Raw genomic sequence first — 16,155 nt, forward strand, 5'->3', positions numbered from 1 at the left:
TCAGTGAGGTTTGAGTTTAGTTTAGAATAGCCCTAAATGCAATCGTTTGCATTTTAAATTTAACATTAACTCAACATGATTTATAAACTATCGTTTACTTGATTGGCGGGTAATCAGTTCAATATCAATTACTTGTGATTCAACTTTTTCACCAGCTAGTTGCTGCATCAACTTTTGAACTAATAGCGTGGCTGCGTACTGTGTGTTTTGTCGGATAGTTGATAATGAAGGGTGGCTAATGTCGGCCATAGCAATATCATCAAAACCTACTAGAGCGACATCATTAGGAATGCTTACATAACGCTCTTTTAAGGCTTTCATGGCACCTAAGGCAACCATATCACTACATGCAACTATAGCATCAAAATAAAGGCCTTTTTCACGCAGTAATTGGTTAATTGATTGATACGCTGAGCTACTTGTAATATCAATAGATACAACATGTTGCTCTAATTTATGGGATGCTAATGCGGCAGAGTACCCTCTGTGACGCTCACTAATTTCACCATGTTCTGGATCGCCTAAAAATACAATGTTTTTAGCTCCGTGCTCTATTAAATGCGTTGTTGCTTGCAAGCCTCCCAAGTAATTGTCACTTCCTACAATGGGGTAGTTGCTAGGTGTTTTAGGATCTCCCCATACCACCAGCGGAATACCTGCGTTAGCTGCATTTTCTATATTGGTTTGGTTTTTACCTTGACCTACAACAATAATACCGTCTGCACGGCGGCTATTAATAAAATAATTAGCCCAATCGTCTTGCGCCATGATTGAATTAGATAGTAAAAGCTCTAACCCTTGCTGATTAAGTGCAAGATTAATTTCGCTCACTACTTTAAGTAAAAACGGATCGCTAATCGACTGCTCTGTTTGTTCGTCAAGGTTAATTATAACCGCAACTACATTGGTTTTTTGTGTCCGCAACCGACTTGCAGCCGTATTAAGACTAAAATTATGCTCTTTAGCTAAGCGCTGAAGTTTATCGCGCGTTTCTTGTTTAATTAGCGGGTTATCATTAAGCGCACGCGAAACTGTAGAGGTAGACACGCCTGCTAGTTTCGCTAAATCAGTTAATTTAATTTTTTTGTTATTCATGATCTTCCTAAATAGTCGCCTACCACTGATCAATACAATTATCTAACTCGCTGACAATATAGCATTATTATTTTTTGCTGGCGCGAACAACGACCCAAAAAGTGTTTAACATATAAATAAGCTCAATAAATAAACTATATAAATTCATAAATAATTTACAAATAAATACTGCAAACGTTTGCATTTATCTCTAAGGTTTCAATATACACAGCCTATTTACAATGATTTTTAGTAAAAAGACTGCAGTAATACACTGTTTAATACACTAAAAACGGGATCACACACATGAAAATCAGTAAAGCAAAAAGTACACTAGCGTGTGCCATTACTTTAGCGCTTAGCACTCAATGCGCATTTGCTGCAGAGCAAACACAAGAAAAACAAAAAGTTGAGCGTATTGTAGTATCAGGAACACCCACAGGTGTTGGAATAAGAAAAATAGATGCCAGCTATGCGGTAACTAATATCGATAGTGAACAAATTATTAAATTGTCTCCAAAAAGCACCGCTGACTTATTTAAAGCAATACCTGGAGTTTGGGTAGAAAGCTCAGGTGGTGAGTCAGGTGCGAATGTATTTGTTCGTGGTTTTCCTGGCGGTGGAGATGCCCCATTTTTAACGCTAAGTATTGAAGGTTCACCAATTTACCCAGCGTCAACCTTATCGTTTTTAGAAAATTCATCAATGTTTCGTGTTGATGAAACCATTGAAACTGTAGAAGCACTACGTGGTGGCCCAAACCCTGTTTTATCTAACGGACAACCAGGGCTAACAACCAACTTTAGGTTAAAACGTGGTGGCGAAGAAACAGAAGGCTTATTTAAATACACAACTTCTGATTACGACTTACAGCGCATTGATGCTGTAATGAGTGGTGAAATTACTGACGATTTATACTTTATGGTTGGCGGGTATGTAAAAAGTTCACCAGGTATTCGTGATGCGGGCTTTACGTCAGAAAAAGGCAGCCAATTTACAATTAACATCACTAAAAACTTAGATAACGGCGAGCTTAACTTTTATACCCGCCAAACTGACCACCACGGCGCGTGGTACTTACCAACACCACTCAATGTTGATGGTATTGACGCACAATACACACAACTAGGCACGCTAAATCGCCAAGCAACAATATTTACAGGGCCAGATTCGCAAGCACACGATATTGACTTAGGTGATGGCCGAGGCTGGGACGGTCATGTTTCAGGCGGTAGTATTAAGCTCAAACTTAAAAATGGTTGGCACTTTTCAGATCGCTTTAACATTACTAAAGGCGATGCAAACACCTACGGTTTAGTACCAAGTGGCTCAGCAACAACCATTGGCGCAGTCGCTGATAACGGTCAAACGGCGTTTGGGTCAGTAACAAATACTGAATATGCAAGCGATACACCTGTTCAACAGCTTGGACGATGGGTGGTGCTTAAAGAAATCAGCTCATTTACTAATGATTTAGCTTTTTCTAAAAAGTTTGGTGATTTATCAACAACCTTTGGTTACTACACCGCAAGCACTTCGGCAAAAGATTGGTGGAGCTTAGGTAACACTGCATACCATGTACTTGAATCAGGTGGCGAAGCATTAACCGGTATTGAATGTAACCAAAGCACCGATGGCTGTGATTTTAACTACGATATTAGCTCAACAGGTGATGCCCGAACTAACGCGTTTTATGTTACTGGTGAATACAAATTTGCTGATGTGTTTACACTTGATGTTGGCGTACGTCAAGAAAACCACGAAGTACAATACAGTGTAGATGAAGGCCTTGACGGCATTATTACTAAAGCCGTTAGCTACGATGAAAGTAAAACCTCTTGGACTACAGGTTTAAACTACTCAATCAACAATGATATGGGTGTATTTGCTCGTGTTAATCGTGGTTATAAAATGCCGTATTTTGATGATTTTAGAGATAACTTTGATGCTTACCAAGGTGGCGAAAAGCTTATTAAAGAAATTACTCAAGGTGAACTAGGTTATAAATTAATTACTGAATCAACCGACTTTTATGCAACCGTATTTGTAAACGAAGTAAAAGGCGACACCTTTGTACGTCGCCCAGGTGTACCAGCAGAAATTTTAACAAATGAAGCGTACGGTATAGAGCTCGATTATAACTTTAATCATGAGTCTGGTTTTTCTGTTAATTTCAACACCACATTGCAAGATGCTGAAATTACGCAAAGTCCAACAAACGATGGCAACCAATCCCAGCGCCAACCAAAATGGCAAGTACGTGTAACGCCAAGTTACGACTTTGAGCTACAAGGTATGTATGCAACTTTATACGGTACACTTTCAGCGGTTGATGATCGCTTTGGCAATAACGAAAACACTGTAACACTCGATGGCTACGAAAAAGTTGATTTAGGTTTAATATTAGAACCAATGGAAGGCATTAAGGAGTTATTGTCAAATCTGGTGTATGAGCTCATCTTGATGCTCTGTTTGATCTTGAGTTATTCTTTCGCCGTCTTTAAATTTTACCCCTGTAATTACTTCAGCCAGTAGCTTAAATCCTCGCAAGCGGTACCATTTTTTCTCTGCCGACTGCGCGAGTTTAAAAACCATCATTAAGGTGGTTGTCCGGCTGCCACAACTCTTCACTTTATGCGTTCTCAGCCTTACCGTCGCAAACGTTGACTCTATCGGATTACTCGTTCTTATGTGCATCCAATGCTCAGCAGGATAATCATAAAATGCCAGCATTTCATCTTTATCCTTCATCAAGCAATCCGTCGCTTTTGGGTATTTGACTGAGTAATTTTTAACAAATAAATCATACGCTTTATAAGCAGAAGCTCGACTCTCTGCCATCCAGATATCTTGTAAATTCGCTTTGATTTTAGGTTGCATTGATTTCGGCACTTTGTTTAGCACATTCGCGATTTTATGCACCCAGCAACGTTGATGTTGGGTTGTTGGCCATACTTTGGTGAGGGCATTCCAAAACCCCAGCGCACCATCCCCTATGGCCAATTTTGGTGGTATTGTTAGACCCTGTGAGCGCAACTGATTTAACACTTCAGTCCAGCTCTGCTCAGACTCACGAACCCCGTCAACCACCGCCAATAGCTCCTTTCTGCCCGTTTCATCTACCCCCATAATTACCAGTAAGCACAGCTTATCATCCATTCGAATTTTACTGTAAATCCCATCGGCCCAGATATACACATATCGACGTTTAGCCAAGGAACGTTTAGACCACTGCTGATACTCCGTTTCCCAGGTGGATTTCAACCGAGAGACACTATTGGCCGACAAACCTTTGGCTTGCTCGCCTAAAAGAGACACTAAAGCGGGCTGCATATCACCCGTCGAAATTCCTCGTAAATAGAGCCATGGGATCAGCTCTTCGATATTTTTTGTCCGTTTCAGATAAGGCGGGATCAAGGCACTATTGAATTTAATGCCTTCCTTTTTTCGATCCCTGACTTTAGGTATTTTGACCTCAATATCACCAAGGCCTGTTTGGATCGTACGCTCAGGCTGGTGACCATTTTTGACGATCCGCTGAAGTCCCTCGACGGTCTCATGCTGGTATTGAGCCAATAAAACAGCCAACTCAGCCTCAATCGCTTGAGCTAACAACTGCTGCGCCCCGCTTTTAAGCAACTGCTCTAACGGATTGTCTGGTTTTTCAATGGAAATAACATTATCATTTTCAGTCATTGCGATGTCTCTCTGGTTAATTGTTGATCCGGTCAAGATCAATTAACAGATTACATCGCAATGACTTTTTCTCATACACCAGAAACGACTATAGCTCGGCATTAAGCTTCAAGTAGCAATAGATAACTTAACAGATGAGCAAGGCATTACAGAAGGTGAACCACGTAATGCTGATGCACCAAATGGTCGTTACATTATGCCTCGCACAACGCGCTTTAGTGTAAGTTACGCGTTTTAAATAAAATACAATATAAAGGGAGCATTCGCTCCCTTTCACTTTAATTAACCTAAGCAAATAAATTTAAAGGCTAAAGTGAATTACTCAATACTCGCTTTTAATTTATTTAACGCATCAACCGAAAAACCTCGGTCATAAAAATATAAAATTTCGCCGCTGCTATTTATAAGTACCACACGTGAGTTATTTGGGCTTTGATTACCTGTAAACTTTTGTACCGCTTCACCATCTTTATAAATAGTAATTACCCCACCCCATAATTCTTTAGGTATGCCTTTGCGCATACCGCTGTCTATAAATGCGCTAAACATACGTGGTGCCATACCTGCAATGGTTGGTAGTTCGTAAGTTGGAAGCGTTACACCGGCCATATCTAAACCAATTAACCAACGGTCTATATCAAACTGGCTGTCTTGCTTGTAACCAATAAGCAGCAGTGTTTTATCTGCGTTAAAGTCGCGGGGTATAGTCACTATGTTTTGCTCTAAGCTTTCACCACTAATATTGGGAAACTGCTTACCTGTAACTTGCTGATTTGGGTACTGCGATGTACATGCGCTCAGTAATACAAAAGCAAAAATACTTAGTATTGATTTCATTATGATTAAGTTCCTAACATTTTAGTTTTATAATAACGTTGGTTTATATGTTTTATAAATTACAAATCTCTAAGTTCAAACACTCTGTTTTGCCATATATTCATGAAACTTATCAACCTTCATTGGTCGGCCGTACTTCCAACCTTGCCCGTAATGCACACCCGCAGTTTTTAAAATAGCTTCTTGCTCACTAGTTTCGATGCCCTCTGCAACACAGGTATAATTAAACTTTGTCACAAGCTCCATAATGTTCGGGATCATAGAAGCCTTTAAACCCTCAGTTGCTATATCTTGCACAAATGTACGGTCTATTTTTAACTGATGAAAGCTCAAATTTTGTAAATTTTTTAAATTAGAATAACCCGTACCAAAATCGTCTAATGACAAGTTAAAACCCGATTTAACCAACGTTCTAAAATGTGCATGAGCAATACTGGTATCAAGGTATTCATCTTCGGTAATTTCAAGACAAATAATAAATCGAGAATTAGTAAGTTCAGAAACTTGCGTTAAAGATGATACATTTCCTTGCTCTACATCACATGGAAATATATTAAGCGATACTTTAAAACCCTCAGGTAAAATATCAATAGCTGTAAGTTCCTTGAGCACCTTTGCAATCATTGCTTCAGTGAATTTCCAAGTTAAATTATTTTTTCTGAGTAACGGAATAAACTGATCTGGGTAGAGTGTTCCATATTTATCTTTAAAACGAGCAAGTACTTCACAACCTATTACTATGCCTGTTTGCAAACAAATAATAGGTTGGTAGGTCCAATAAAAAGAGTTTTTATTTAAGCCTAAACGAATACGATTAAATGTAGAACGACGATCGGCAATCAGATTATCAACAAGTAATGCACTCGATACTCCAGCCAAACAGGTTAAAATGAGGGATATAATTAGGGGCTGTTGATCTTTGTTTGAATTTTGTGCGTAAGCGGTAATCTCGTATAATTTACTTCGCCAAAAACAAACCTTACGAGATTACCATGCCCCGATTAATGCTCACTGATAAGTTGTGGTCGAAGCTAAAATCAATTTTGCTTGAAGATAGAGTTTATAACAAGCTTGAACACAGACAAACGATGGAAGGAATTTTATATCGCTTACGTGTTGGTTGCCCATGGCGTGACCTCCCTGAGTGTTTTGGTTTATGGAATACTATTTACCGCCGATTTCTACTTTGGTCTAAAAAAGGAATATTAATAAGGTTGTTCAAATCATTATCCGCCAATAGTGACACTGAGTGGGAATTCATTGATGGCAGTTATGTTAAAGCACATCAACACAGTACAGGTGCTGCGTCTCAACAAGAACAAGCGATAGCATTAAGTCGTGGCGGTAATACAAGTAAAATTCATTTAGCTGTTGATAGTTATGGCTTACCAATTGAATTTATTATTACAGGCGGCGATGTTCATGATAGTAAAGTGGCAAATGAACTGATTGAATTATTGCCCCAAGGCGATTTTGTTATCGCAGACAAAGGCTATGATAGTGAAGTCATTAGAAATAAGGTTCGAGAGAGAAACTCAAGCCCAGTGATCCCTAGAAAGAAAAACTCAAAAACAGGTAATGGTGATATTGATTGGTGCTTATATAAATATAGGCATTTAGTTGAAAATGCCTTTGCAAGGCTAAAGCACTTCCGTGCTATAGCGACAAGGTACGATAAATTGAAATTACAGTTTGAGAGTATGTTAGCGCTGGCATGTGCAATGATTTGGCTACCAATGTGAAAGATCAACAGCCCCTAGTAAAAAGTGATTTTTAGCAAAAAATTTATTCCAAGGCATATGAAGTGCAACGCAGTAATTGCTATTTTGTTCACTGCATATCAGCTGCCTTTCATAAGGAAGATAAACATTATTGACTAACGTATCGTAAACACCACTTTGCCCCGCCAAATGATTAATAGAACGCTTGTGTTTATAAACAACTTCCCACATGGGTGAGCTAATTACGTCATCATTAAATACTTTAGTATCTATTATTAGATTGTAGTCACCTTGACGCACTATAATAACTTCCATTGGGCGGTCACTAAACAACAATAAATACAATTGAGGTTCAAAGCGTACTCGAATATTTTCATCTACAATAATATAATCTGGGCTTTTATCATTAATAACTTTATCTAACAACCCAGCTCCTGTAGTACATACAAGCTGATTGTTCTTAAAAAAACCTATATCTATAACATATTTTGCATCAAATAAAGCACGACGCATCTCAAGCAACGTTGCTTGGTCACATTGTTTAAAACCGAGGTTATTTAATGGAGTAAGAATTCTGCGCCGTTCTTGTACTGCGGTATCGATATGCTTAACTAGGTGTGTAGCGTCTTCACTTATTGTAGCTGCTAGCTTTTGGCCTGCAAAATAAAGTAGTATCAAGCTCCCTGTCACAAAAACCAACATGCCAGTTAGCAATGCTATTATTGATTTCTTATGGCCTTTTTTCATCGTATCCTTACTAATATAGTGTGTGCTTTAAATACACATTTTATAAATGCATAATGACTTAAAAAATAAATAAATGGCTTAACCAAGTTTACTTTTTCACAACATCGTAAAGCGCTTTGGCTATTACTTGATGCTGACTTTCACAAATATGAATTCCATCTTCTATTGATACGTGCACTAAAGATTGAAGATCAATAAATATAATTTTTTTATTTTGTGCAATATTTTTGAATTGCTCTTTTAGCGCAACGTTTTTGCACTCCGCACCTTCATAAACATGCTTGTAAGGGCCTCTACAACGTACATAGGCCGGGCTCAAAATAATTATTTTTGGCTTTTCATCATGTTGATTATTTAAACTATAAAAATCAAAAATATCATTAATTAAATTATTTAGCCCCAGAGCAATGCATTCTGGAGCTAAATTAAAACGCTTTTTCAGATCGTTTGTCCCAAGTGCAATAATAATTACATCGAGCGCATACTCTTCCAAATAAGGTTTTAAATAACTAACACCCGAAAGTGAACCGTTATACGGCGGATGGTTTACTAAGGTACGATTGGGTTGCCCTGCTTCAATAATATTAAAGCCTGACCCTAATTTTGTGGCTAATTGTGATGTCCAGCGAATACTTTCGTCAAAACGCCCTCCTGTAACGGGGTTTAAACCCCAAGTATTAGAGTCTCCAAAGCATAAAATGTTTTTTATCATTAAAATGGATTCAACGTATAGCCTTGCTGTTGTAGTTGGGCATGAGCAGTCATCGCAGAAAGTGACATTTTAACGCCAGGAATAAGCTGTTCAGGAGTAACTTTAAAATGTGTAGCTGACTGACCACACACAAAAACCTGTGTATGATTTACGAGTAATTGTTCAATTAAGTACCGGTTTTTATTATCAATATTAAACCGTTTTTTATATTCGCTATTAGCTAACACGTCAACACTTGCGCTACCGTGCACAACTAAAGCGAGTTGTATATTTTCAGGCTTTACACCATGCGCTACATGCATGTTAATAAAACGCGCTAACGAGTTTATTGAATTATTTTGCGCGCCTTCTTTAGCGCCATCAGCAACATCAAAAGCTATTCTAAACGAGGTAGAAGCACTAATTGGCTCGTGTTTTGGTACATTATAGAAGCTGCCAAACCCTTTGATCGGGAGTTCATTAGCTTGTGAAAGCGGACTAATAAGTAAAAGTAATAGTAAGTATTTCATAAATCCTGTGTTTTTAAGTAATCAAGCCTATTTAATATACTACCAAAAGCAGGGCGTGTTGATCTTTTTGGATAAAGTTCATTCAAATTAAAGACTGTTTAATTACGATGCAAAACTTGTAATCAATAAATGAAAGAAGTGCAACACCTTCGCTCTGCTCGAACAGCGTTTATGGGGTGTTATTTCTATAAAGGAGTAATAACACGTAGCCGCTATATTGCCTGCGTGTTAACATCTAAAAATAAACACCCCGTCGAGGAATAGGTTGTTTATTATGCTGCCGATTGCGTATTTTTATGGCTATGGCTTACAAAGCGCATACCTAAATAACCAAAGGTTTGCTTAAACATCTGTACAAAGGCATCAGGGGCTTCAAAAGAAGAGGCATTTGATAGCAACGAGAACTCTTTTGTACGTAACGCGCGTAACTTAGGCTTTAAGTTTTCGTCGTCCATGTAATCTGTGATCCGATCGATAAACGATTTCATTTGTACCGTGGTGTTATACCAATACACGGGGGATGCAAAAATCCAATGTTCATAATCGAGTAACGACTCAAAAACAGTATAAAAATCATCATTTTTATAGTTCTTACTATAGCAGTATGGCGGTATTTTATAGTCATCAAGACAAATAACGCGAATATCATTTTGCTCTGCATAACTATTAGCATGTGCTGATGTATTTCCTTCTCTACGTGCACTTGAATAAATTATTACTGAATTTTTTTTAATTTTATATTGCATTTAACTCGCTCCTTTTTTATGTTGGGAGCAGCTTAAAACCTCAACCATTATTGAGGTCAATATATGGATTTAAAATGAGCACAGAACAAAAAAAATTAACAGAAGCTAACCTAACCGTCGGCTATGTGGCAAAAAGAAGTGGTGTAAAAGTATCAACCCTACATTTTTACGAAACTAAGTATTTAATAAGAAGCTGGCGAAATAGTGGTAATCAGCGTCGATATAAACCCGATGTACTTCGCCGTGTAGCGGTTATAAAAGCAGCGCAAACAATGGGAATTACGCTAGAGGAAATTAAAAACACGCTAGCCACACTGCCAGACAACAGAACCCCGACCAAGCAAGACTGGTCAGCGCTTTCTAAGCATTGGCAAGCACAGCTCGACGATCGCATTGCTTATATGCAGCGTTTACGTGACAAAGTAGATGGCTGTATTGGTTGTGGCTGTTTATCACTTAAAAACTGCCCTATTTACAATAAGGATGACCATTTAGGAGAGCAACAAAGTGGTGCTGTATTGTTAGATAAAGTTGATAATACCAATGCACCTAATTAAGTGAGCTATTTTGAGGTAAGAAAATCGTGTTGATAACAAGACAGAAACTTTTAACGCAGTTAGCGTCAGATTTAATCCCTCAAATTGATTAAGTATTTTTGCGGGTTGGTATAACAAAAGTAAGAACGTTTGAAATTATTTGTCAGTGCTTTAAACCACTAAGGCTATTTAATCGCACCGCGAGGCTTGTAACCGAGTGAGCTCGGTAACTGCTCATGCGTACTTATTCTTACATCCATGAAAGAGTAAGTAAAAATAGAGCAAAGTTTCCGCGTCCTGTTCACGCCCTTACCTGCATTTATGTAAGCAAATACCCCCTAGGACGAACCCAAAGGGAAACGCATGCTTGGCATTTATATTACTTTATCACCTATTTGTGGGAAATAACCACATTGCATAGGCTCTGCCTTGTCTAAAAATAAAACATACTGGTGTAAATTGAACTCCAAAAGATAAACAAGCCTAGAGAGTAGTAACTAACCTGAACTCTGGATAATAAATCAATCTCGAGCAGCTATTTTCAGCGTTAACTAAATTATCTCTTTTAACCTAAGCCATTTAAGCCATCTCTAGCAGCTCGGTATAAAGCACCTAACGTAGAATCAAACACCCATTTAATAAAGCTGTAAGTAAGCTCTACAGCTTTATTAATAACTTTACCGGCAAACACTAACATATGCCCTAATAAGCCTAGCGTTTGTACTGCAAATGATGCAGACGCCTTTGCTATTTTATCGATAGTACGAGCAAGCATATCGTAAAACGTTAATCCGGTTCCAATAGCTGCTTGTGCAGCGACAGCGCTGTAATAGCCCGCATCTTTTAACAAGGTGATTAATGCCGCACTTAATTTATCAGACCAATGCGCATTAAATGAAGCTTGGTTTCTATCTTCAAACTTTAAACGCACTGGTGTGCTTAGAAAATGATTAGCTTTTACGGTTAAGTTATTCCAATCACTGCTGTTTGCCGTATTAATATAACCAGGCGTTCCGTCCAACTTATGAGCAGCACCTTTAAGGCCTTGCCCATTATCTAAACGGATTTCTTGCCCATTATACGGTGCATGTGAAAATGGCCATAAAGGGACTTTAGCAACTGGATCAGCGCCATGGGTACAACGGTAAATTTTATCAATTCTCGATGTCGCTGCCCTTGAAAAACCTTCAAGCCCTACTCGCGGTGAGCCAAATGTATACAGCTTTACTGGTAATGAATATTCCGCTTTGATCCAATCAGCGGATAACGTAGCTAAAGCACCACCTAAACTATGGCCAACAACATGAACACCACCCGTCATTTTATTCTTAATATTAGCAGTGACAAACTCTTGTAGCTTAGGCTTCATAGTATAAAATGTTTTATTAAACCCCGCATGCACCATACTACCGTTTGAACCACCGCTTAAACCAAAATGAGCATCAGTTATGCCATCACGTATTGTATCGGTCCCTCTAATAGCAATTACAGACTCCCCTTTAAAAGCCCCCGCGTTCCGTGACCAACTAGGCCAAAACCAGAACTTAACCCAAATAGGTGCGAAATAAAGCCGCCTGACACACCTTGTACTGAACTAGGACTTACAGAAAAGTCGAACTTTCCACGTAAAGCTGGAGATAAAGAGTTATTAATTAGATCCGTACTTTTGATGTCTTTGGCATCATAAGCAAGTAACGCGAGTTGTACCGCTTGTGCAGGTGTTAATGTATTCATGCTAAATCCTTTTAAATTGTTTATAAACTAAATTTTACAGGCTGTATAAACTGTAAAAACGTGTTCTTTATCTTCAACAACCGGTATATCGTAAGTTTGAGGCTCTTTTGCAATGTCGCACACTAGATTATTTAAATACTCATTCAAAGTTTTACTTTGCTTATGTAAACCAATTCTGGCAAACCATAAAACAATATCTTTCGAGTTATCTTTTTTTATGTAGATGTGCTGAATTAGAGACCCATTATCGAACATATTCGCTGGCTTAGAGGTTTTAATAACTCGCTCAGGAAAAGAAAAATTACCATTTTCGTCTGACGTCGTTTCATCTAAATACTCATCACCAAAAGTGAATGACTTAAATATGGTAATATTCGCAAGTGGTTTACCATCATTTAGCAGTTGACCACTAATCGGAACTGATAAAGTAAAATCCTGCTTTTTTGAAAAGCCAAACATATCTGCAAAAGCCTGTGTTGTAGTAAAAAAAATAACGGTAATAGACACTCATAGCTTAGTTCTTAAGGAACACAGACCGTGTGACTTCCTATCTTAAAACGGCAAATATCATTGTTTTTCTCAATGCTTTGCCGCTTACAATTTACCGCTAGTAGCTCAAATACACGATGTATCTTATGGCTGCACCGTGTTTGTTCTATGCAATCCAGAATATCATCCAACCAAAGATAACTGCACTTACTCGCTCTAAATGTCGAGATCGCACACTTAAACATACCCGCTGCACTATGGCAGATAAAACGCTTGATAAGTGTTTGCAGTATACTCAGCCAAACCAATGATTCGGCAATATGAGGATCTCGTGTGATGAACCCTTTAAGGTTATTCCATGACTTTAGTTCTTTGAAAAACAACTCAATTTGCCAACGAGTTGCATATATATCGAGTAGCTCGTCAAAGCTAAACTGTGCCTCTTTTAAATTAGTAACAAGGAAAACGGGGCGCTTTTCATTCGGTAAATAGATAAGCCTGTACTCGGGCCCATTTTTCTTCCAACGTACTGTTAATTCAAGTGGTTGGCTTGCGAATTTATCGAGTAACGTTTTGAGTTTAATGTTCTTTTCTTTAAGTTCTATACCCGCGCAATAGGCTGATGTAACGATTGGGTTAATGTTTTTATTTGCTCTGATCAAAAAATATCCGCCATCTTGAGCTACTTGCTCAAAGTAATCTAAGTCAAAATACCCAGCATCAGCAAGTAATAACGTATCTTCAAGTGTGTGGCTACCTGGTAAAAAGGCGCGCTCAGTTTCAACATCAGGACGGATATCTATTTCGCAGGGTTGTTCATTAAATAGGTCATAGGTAACGTGCAACTCAATTGCGGCAGGACTTACAGCAGTAAAACGACCAGCAAAAACCTGCGCTAATTCATCATGTAGAGCAAATGAAGAACCATCTTGCAATAACACTCGCTGTATTCCTCGCTGGGTAAAAAAGGTTTTATCCAGCGTGTTTACAGTCAATTTAGACATCGCTTGAATAACGAGCTCACGGACAAGCTCAGTCAAGGCTGGTTTTCGAATTTGATTATGAAAGGGTTTATAACTTATCGTGCAATCAGCCTGCGTTCGCAAGTTTTGATGGATATCTGACAAGTTAGCGTCTTGCAGGCAAGATAAGCTTTTAAATACGGCTTTGAGCAGAGAAACGATCGACAGGCAACGGTGTCGAACTTGAAATCCAGAGGTTTTTGCAAGCTCAATGAGGTGTTTTTCTGAGATAAGGGCTTTTAATTGGTTTGAAACTTGGTTAATCTGCATGTGAACTCTGTTTTTAGTCATGTTTTTATTGGCGTAACTATTTGATCATTAACAGAGTTCAACTTCAAGTTTTCTTAAGATCCAACCTATGAATAGACACTACTACCAGTAAAGAAATCTTTAAACGTGATAATAACAAAGCAAACTATCTCCCAAGTTTTAGCTATACATTACGTAATATATATTTCTATTTAATTACACTCTTTAAGTGCTTTTTATTTTAAATAAAAAGCGATAATCAAACTTATTAAAACTAAAAACTCTAATAAAATACAATTATACTGCATGCATTTTGAACAAAAAACAACCAGTTTATTTTTTATCCGTACTGCGCTATACATCAGAGCAAAATCGTAGATTTAACTCTGATTTAAAAGTATGTTCTTATACTGTTTAATGAATGAATATACCGACCTATAACAACCATTGATTTAAGTGCTCAACGTTAAAAAATAAGTCGTTAACGGTTTATTTTTTGAAAGTAAGTTTTAAGTTTTAATAACCCAGATTCAAGTTCAAACTTTTGTATTTTAGGATTTTTAAACTTAAAGCCGTTTGAAATATGAGTATTAATCATCGTCGCCATACCTTCAAAGCCATCTGGCGCTGTAGCCACTAAATCAAGAAGTAAAGGCTGAATAAGCGGTCGATGCCCTTCTATTAAAGTGGGGGTCTCGTATATATCGTAAACGAGGTTGGTTAGTGTGTTCTGTTTTTTTTGTTCCATGTAATTTCTATAGCGCTTTAAATTAAAGCGTTAATAGCTCCTTTATATTTCAGTTTTCATTTAATGATTCATTTTCAGCTAATGATGCTTTGGCTTGCTTTTGTATATATTGAGCGCGATGCTCCCAATCGGTCCTATTTGCATAATTTATTACATAATCTGTATGAGAAATCACTTTATTCCACATACCAAGCTTTTGGTAAATAGTTGATAGTTCAAAATGTGCCGAAACAGTTTGAAAATTCATTTCATTATCATGGAGTAAATATAATTCCTAAATTCGGATAATAAGTGCAATTTCTCAGATTAGATGGCCAGCTGTTATAATTCGGCCATTCTCTCGCCAAAGGAAATTGCTTTAATGAAATATAAACAGCTGACACAAGCAGAAAGATACCAGATTTACGCGTTAATAAAAGCAGGAAATAACCAAAAACAGATAGCTGATGAACTCACTCGTTCACCGTCATCTATCTCTAGAGAGTTAAAACGCAATAAAGGGCTTAAAGGCTATCGACCTAACCAAGCCAATAATTTTGCAGAGCAAAGACGCAAGTCATCTTTCAAAGCAAGTAAGTTAACAGATGATGTTACTGACTGGATTAATAAATTGTTGGTTGACGGACTTTCGCCAGAGCAGGTGGCAGGCCGCTTAGCTTTAGAGAAAAAGGTCGTTTTGCATCATGAAACGATTTATCAATATATTTACAGAGACAAGGCTCGTGGTGGTGAACTACATAAGACACTCACTCGTGCATGTAAAAAGTATAAAAAACGCTATGGAAGCTACGATAAACGTGGACAGATAGTTAATCGAGTCAGTATTGATGAACGCCCAAGTATTGTGGATTCAAAGTCTAGGATTGGTGATTGGGAGGGCGATACAGTGATAGGCAAAGGGCGTAAAAATGCCCTTGTTACAATGGTTGAACGTAAAACGTTATATACAGTCGTTCACAGAATTGAAAGCAAGCATGCGAAAATAACAGCCGATGCGCTGATCAAGTGTATGACACCCTATAAAGGTAAGGTTATTACCGTGACTTTAGATAATGGAAAAGAGTTTGCTCACCATGAGCATGTTGCACAAAAATTAGAAGCGGATGTGTATTTCGCTCACCCATATTCATCATGGGAGCGGGGCATAAATGAGAATACCAACGGCTTACTTAGACGCTTCTTCCCCAAGGGAACTGACTTTATGTCGCTAAGTGAAGCAGAAATACAGGCGGCAGTTGATAAGCTCAACCATCGGCCAAGAAAAACAAGAGGGTATAAAACCCCTCATGAGTTATTTACGGGGCAATCAGAAGTTCTGGTGGCTGCATAATGATT

General features: G+C 38.1%; 17 protein-coding genes and 1 pseudogene. 4 read left to right on the forward strand and 14 right to left on the reverse strand.

Annotated features, from left to right (window positions below; genetic code table 11):
* Nucleotides 1–87: 87 nt before the first annotated feature.
* A complete protein-coding gene (locus AC0VZ4_RS23195) occupies nucleotides 88–1,095 on the reverse strand; it encodes a LacI family DNA-binding transcriptional regulator (RefSeq protein WP_007378432.1) in 1,008 nt (335 codons plus the stop codon).
* A 285-nt stretch (nucleotides 1,096–1,380) separates the two neighbouring features.
* Here AC0VZ4_RS23195 and AC0VZ4_RS23200 point away from each other — a divergent pair, with 285 nt between their 5' ends.
* A complete protein-coding gene (locus AC0VZ4_RS23200; RefSeq protein ID WP_475441758.1) occupies nucleotides 1,381–3,609 on the forward strand; it encodes a TonB-dependent receptor in 2,229 nt (742 codons plus the stop codon).
* Here the strand turns inward: AC0VZ4_RS23200 and AC0VZ4_RS23205 are convergent.
* The 3 genes and pseudogenes from AC0VZ4_RS23205 to AC0VZ4_RS23215 form a co-directional block, all read right to left on the reverse strand.
* On the reverse strand, nucleotides 3,511–4,770 hold the full coding sequence (locus AC0VZ4_RS23205; protein WP_475439694.1) for an IS256 family transposase: 1,260 nt from the start codon (nucleotides 4,768–4,770) through the stop codon (nucleotides 3,511–3,513). The genes AC0VZ4_RS23200 and AC0VZ4_RS23205 overlap by 99 nt on opposite strands.
* Nucleotides 4,771–5,088: 318 nt before the next feature.
* On the reverse strand, nucleotides 5,089–5,607 hold the full coding sequence (locus tag AC0VZ4_RS23210; protein WP_475441759.1) for a hypothetical protein: 519 nt from the start codon (nucleotides 5,605–5,607) through the stop codon (nucleotides 5,089–5,091).
* A 75-nt stretch (nucleotides 5,608–5,682) separates the two neighbouring features.
* Nucleotides 5,683–6,513, reverse strand: a pseudogene (locus AC0VZ4_RS23215) (EAL domain-containing protein); the annotation flags it as partial.
* Between the two features lie 86 nt (nucleotides 6,514–6,599).
* On the opposite strand from AC0VZ4_RS23215, the gene AC0VZ4_RS23220 reads away from it, so the two are divergent.
* Complete coding sequence (locus AC0VZ4_RS23220; RefSeq protein ID WP_475439649.1) at nucleotides 6,600–7,349, forward strand: IS5 family transposase; 750 nt, start codon at nucleotides 6,600–6,602, stop codon at nucleotides 7,347–7,349.
* On the opposite strand, the gene AC0VZ4_RS23225 is transcribed toward AC0VZ4_RS23220, so the two are convergent.
* The 4 genes from AC0VZ4_RS23225 to AC0VZ4_RS23240 all read right to left on the reverse strand — a co-directional run bounded on the left by AC0VZ4_RS23225 (nucleotide 7,338) and on the right by AC0VZ4_RS23240 (nucleotide 10,042).
* On the reverse strand, nucleotides 7,338–8,075 hold the full coding sequence (locus AC0VZ4_RS23225) for a CSS-motif domain-containing protein (RefSeq protein WP_475441760.1): 738 nt from the start codon (nucleotides 8,073–8,075) through the stop codon (nucleotides 7,338–7,340). The genes AC0VZ4_RS23220 and AC0VZ4_RS23225 overlap by 12 nt on opposite strands.
* An 88-nt stretch (nucleotides 8,076–8,163) precedes the next feature.
* Nucleotides 8,164–8,787, reverse strand: a complete 624-nt coding sequence (locus AC0VZ4_RS23230) for an SGNH/GDSL hydrolase family protein (protein ID WP_475441761.1) — start codon at nucleotides 8,785–8,787, stop codon at nucleotides 8,164–8,166.
* Nucleotides 8,787–9,296: a DsrE family protein gene (locus AC0VZ4_RS23235; RefSeq protein WP_475441762.1), complete on the reverse strand. Its 510-nt coding sequence runs from the start codon at nucleotides 9,294–9,296 to the stop codon at nucleotides 8,787–8,789. Before AC0VZ4_RS23235 ends, AC0VZ4_RS23230 begins: the two co-directional genes overlap by 1 nt.
* Before the next feature lie 272 nt (nucleotides 9,297–9,568).
* Entirely contained in the window at nucleotides 9,569–10,042 is a 474-nt protein-coding gene (locus AC0VZ4_RS23240) for a flavodoxin family protein (protein ID WP_007377069.1), read from the reverse strand.
* Nucleotides 10,043–10,116: 74 nt separating this feature from the next.
* On the opposite strand from AC0VZ4_RS23240, the gene soxR reads away from it, so the two are divergent.
* The gene (gene soxR, locus AC0VZ4_RS23245; RefSeq protein WP_149613837.1) at nucleotides 10,117–10,599 is read left to right on the forward strand and encodes a redox-sensitive transcriptional activator SoxR; all 483 of its coding nucleotides are present in this window, start codon (nucleotides 10,117–10,119) and stop codon (nucleotides 10,597–10,599) included.
* 544 nt (nucleotides 10,600–11,143) lie between these two features.
* On the opposite strand, the gene AC0VZ4_RS23250 is transcribed toward soxR, so the two are convergent.
* The 6 genes from AC0VZ4_RS23250 to AC0VZ4_RS23275 form a co-directional block, all read right to left on the reverse strand.
* The gene (locus AC0VZ4_RS23250; RefSeq protein ID WP_475442228.1) at nucleotides 11,144–12,133 is read right to left on the reverse strand and encodes a lipase family protein; all 990 of its coding nucleotides are present in this window, start codon (nucleotides 12,131–12,133) and stop codon (nucleotides 11,144–11,146) included.
* Nucleotides 12,064–12,312 carry a hypothetical protein gene (locus AC0VZ4_RS23255; RefSeq protein ID WP_475441763.1) on the reverse strand — a complete coding sequence of 83 codons (249 nt, stop codon included), beginning with the start codon at nucleotides 12,310–12,312 and terminating at the stop codon, nucleotides 12,064–12,066. The genes AC0VZ4_RS23250 and AC0VZ4_RS23255 overlap by 70 nt, the downstream gene beginning before the upstream one ends.
* A 27-nt stretch (nucleotides 12,313–12,339) precedes the next feature.
* Nucleotides 12,340–12,771, reverse strand: coding sequence for a DUF6795 domain-containing protein (locus AC0VZ4_RS23260; RefSeq protein ID WP_337121175.1), 432 nt, complete (start codon nucleotides 12,769–12,771; stop codon nucleotides 12,340–12,342).
* 62 nt (nucleotides 12,772–12,833) lie between these two features.
* Nucleotides 12,834–14,093 (reverse strand): IS4 family transposase, encoded by a 1,260-nt coding sequence (locus AC0VZ4_RS23265; protein WP_475439645.1) that lies wholly within the window; start codon nucleotides 14,091–14,093, stop codon nucleotides 12,834–12,836.
* Between the two features lie 460 nt (nucleotides 14,094–14,553).
* Nucleotides 14,554–14,820, reverse strand: a complete 267-nt coding sequence (locus AC0VZ4_RS23270; protein WP_008134121.1) for a hypothetical protein — start codon at nucleotides 14,818–14,820, stop codon at nucleotides 14,554–14,556.
* 49 nt (nucleotides 14,821–14,869) lie between these two features.
* Nucleotides 14,870–15,067 carry a hypothetical protein gene (locus AC0VZ4_RS23275; RefSeq protein WP_337149984.1) on the reverse strand — a complete coding sequence of 66 codons (198 nt, stop codon included), beginning with the start codon at nucleotides 15,065–15,067 and terminating at the stop codon, nucleotides 14,870–14,872.
* A 114-nt stretch (nucleotides 15,068–15,181) separates the two neighbouring features.
* Between AC0VZ4_RS23275 and AC0VZ4_RS23280 the strand changes: the two genes are divergently transcribed.
* The gene (locus AC0VZ4_RS23280; protein ID WP_475439697.1) at nucleotides 15,182–16,150 is read left to right on the forward strand and encodes an IS30 family transposase; all 969 of its coding nucleotides are present in this window, start codon (nucleotides 15,182–15,184) and stop codon (nucleotides 16,148–16,150) included.
* Nucleotides 16,151–16,155 lie beyond the last annotated feature (5 nt).

The sequence above is a fragment of the Pseudoalteromonas sp. QJM3NY_22 genome (genome assembly GCF_056173065.1).

Bases quoted from the DNA above. Each gene is read 5' to 3' on its own strand.
- AC0VZ4_RS23195 (WP_007378432.1), bottom strand. From the start codon at position 1,095: ATGAATAACAAAAAAATTAAATTAACTGATTTAGCGAAACTAGCAGGC.
- AC0VZ4_RS23200 (WP_475441758.1), top strand. From the start codon at position 1,381: ATGAAAATCAGTAAAGCAAAAAGTACACTAGCGTGTGCCATTACTTTA.
- AC0VZ4_RS23205 (WP_475439694.1), bottom strand. From the start codon at position 4,770: ATGACTGAAAATGATAATGTTATTTCCATTGAAAAACCAGACAATCCG.
- AC0VZ4_RS23210 (WP_475441759.1), bottom strand. From the start codon at position 5,607: ATGAAATCAATACTAAGTATTTTTGCTTTTGTATTACTGAGCGCATGT.
- AC0VZ4_RS23220 (WP_475439649.1), top strand. From the start codon at position 6,600: ATGCCCCGATTAATGCTCACTGATAAGTTGTGGTCGAAGCTAAAATCA.
- AC0VZ4_RS23225 (WP_475441760.1), bottom strand. From the start codon at position 8,075: ATGAAAAAAGGCCATAAGAAATCAATAATAGCATTGCTAACTGGCATG.
- AC0VZ4_RS23230 (WP_475441761.1), bottom strand. From the start codon at position 8,787: ATGATAAAAAACATTTTATGCTTTGGAGACTCTAATACTTGGGGTTTA.
- AC0VZ4_RS23235 (WP_475441762.1), bottom strand. From the start codon at position 9,296: ATGAAATACTTACTATTACTTTTACTTATTAGTCCGCTTTCACAAGCT.
- AC0VZ4_RS23240 (WP_007377069.1), bottom strand. From the start codon at position 10,042: ATGCAATATAAAATTAAAAAAAATTCAGTAATAATTTATTCAAGTGCA.
- soxR (WP_149613837.1), top strand. From the start codon at position 10,117: ATGAGCACAGAACAAAAAAAATTAACAGAAGCTAACCTAACCGTCGGC.
- AC0VZ4_RS23255 (WP_475441763.1), bottom strand. From the start codon at position 12,312: ATGAATACATTAACACCTGCACAAGCGGTACAACTCGCGTTACTTGCT.
- AC0VZ4_RS23260 (WP_337121175.1), bottom strand. From the start codon at position 12,771: ATGTTTGGCTTTTCAAAAAAGCAGGATTTTACTTTATCAGTTCCGATT.
- AC0VZ4_RS23265 (WP_475439645.1), bottom strand. From the start codon at position 14,093: ATGCAGATTAACCAAGTTTCAAACCAATTAAAAGCCCTTATCTCAGAA.
- AC0VZ4_RS23270 (WP_008134121.1), bottom strand. From the start codon at position 14,820: ATGGAACAAAAAAAACAGAACACACTAACCAACCTCGTTTACGATATA.
- AC0VZ4_RS23275 (WP_337149984.1), bottom strand. From the start codon at position 15,067: ATGAATTTTCAAACTGTTTCGGCACATTTTGAACTATCAACTATTTAC.
- AC0VZ4_RS23280 (WP_475439697.1), top strand. From the start codon at position 15,182: ATGAAATATAAACAGCTGACACAAGCAGAAAGATACCAGATTTACGCG.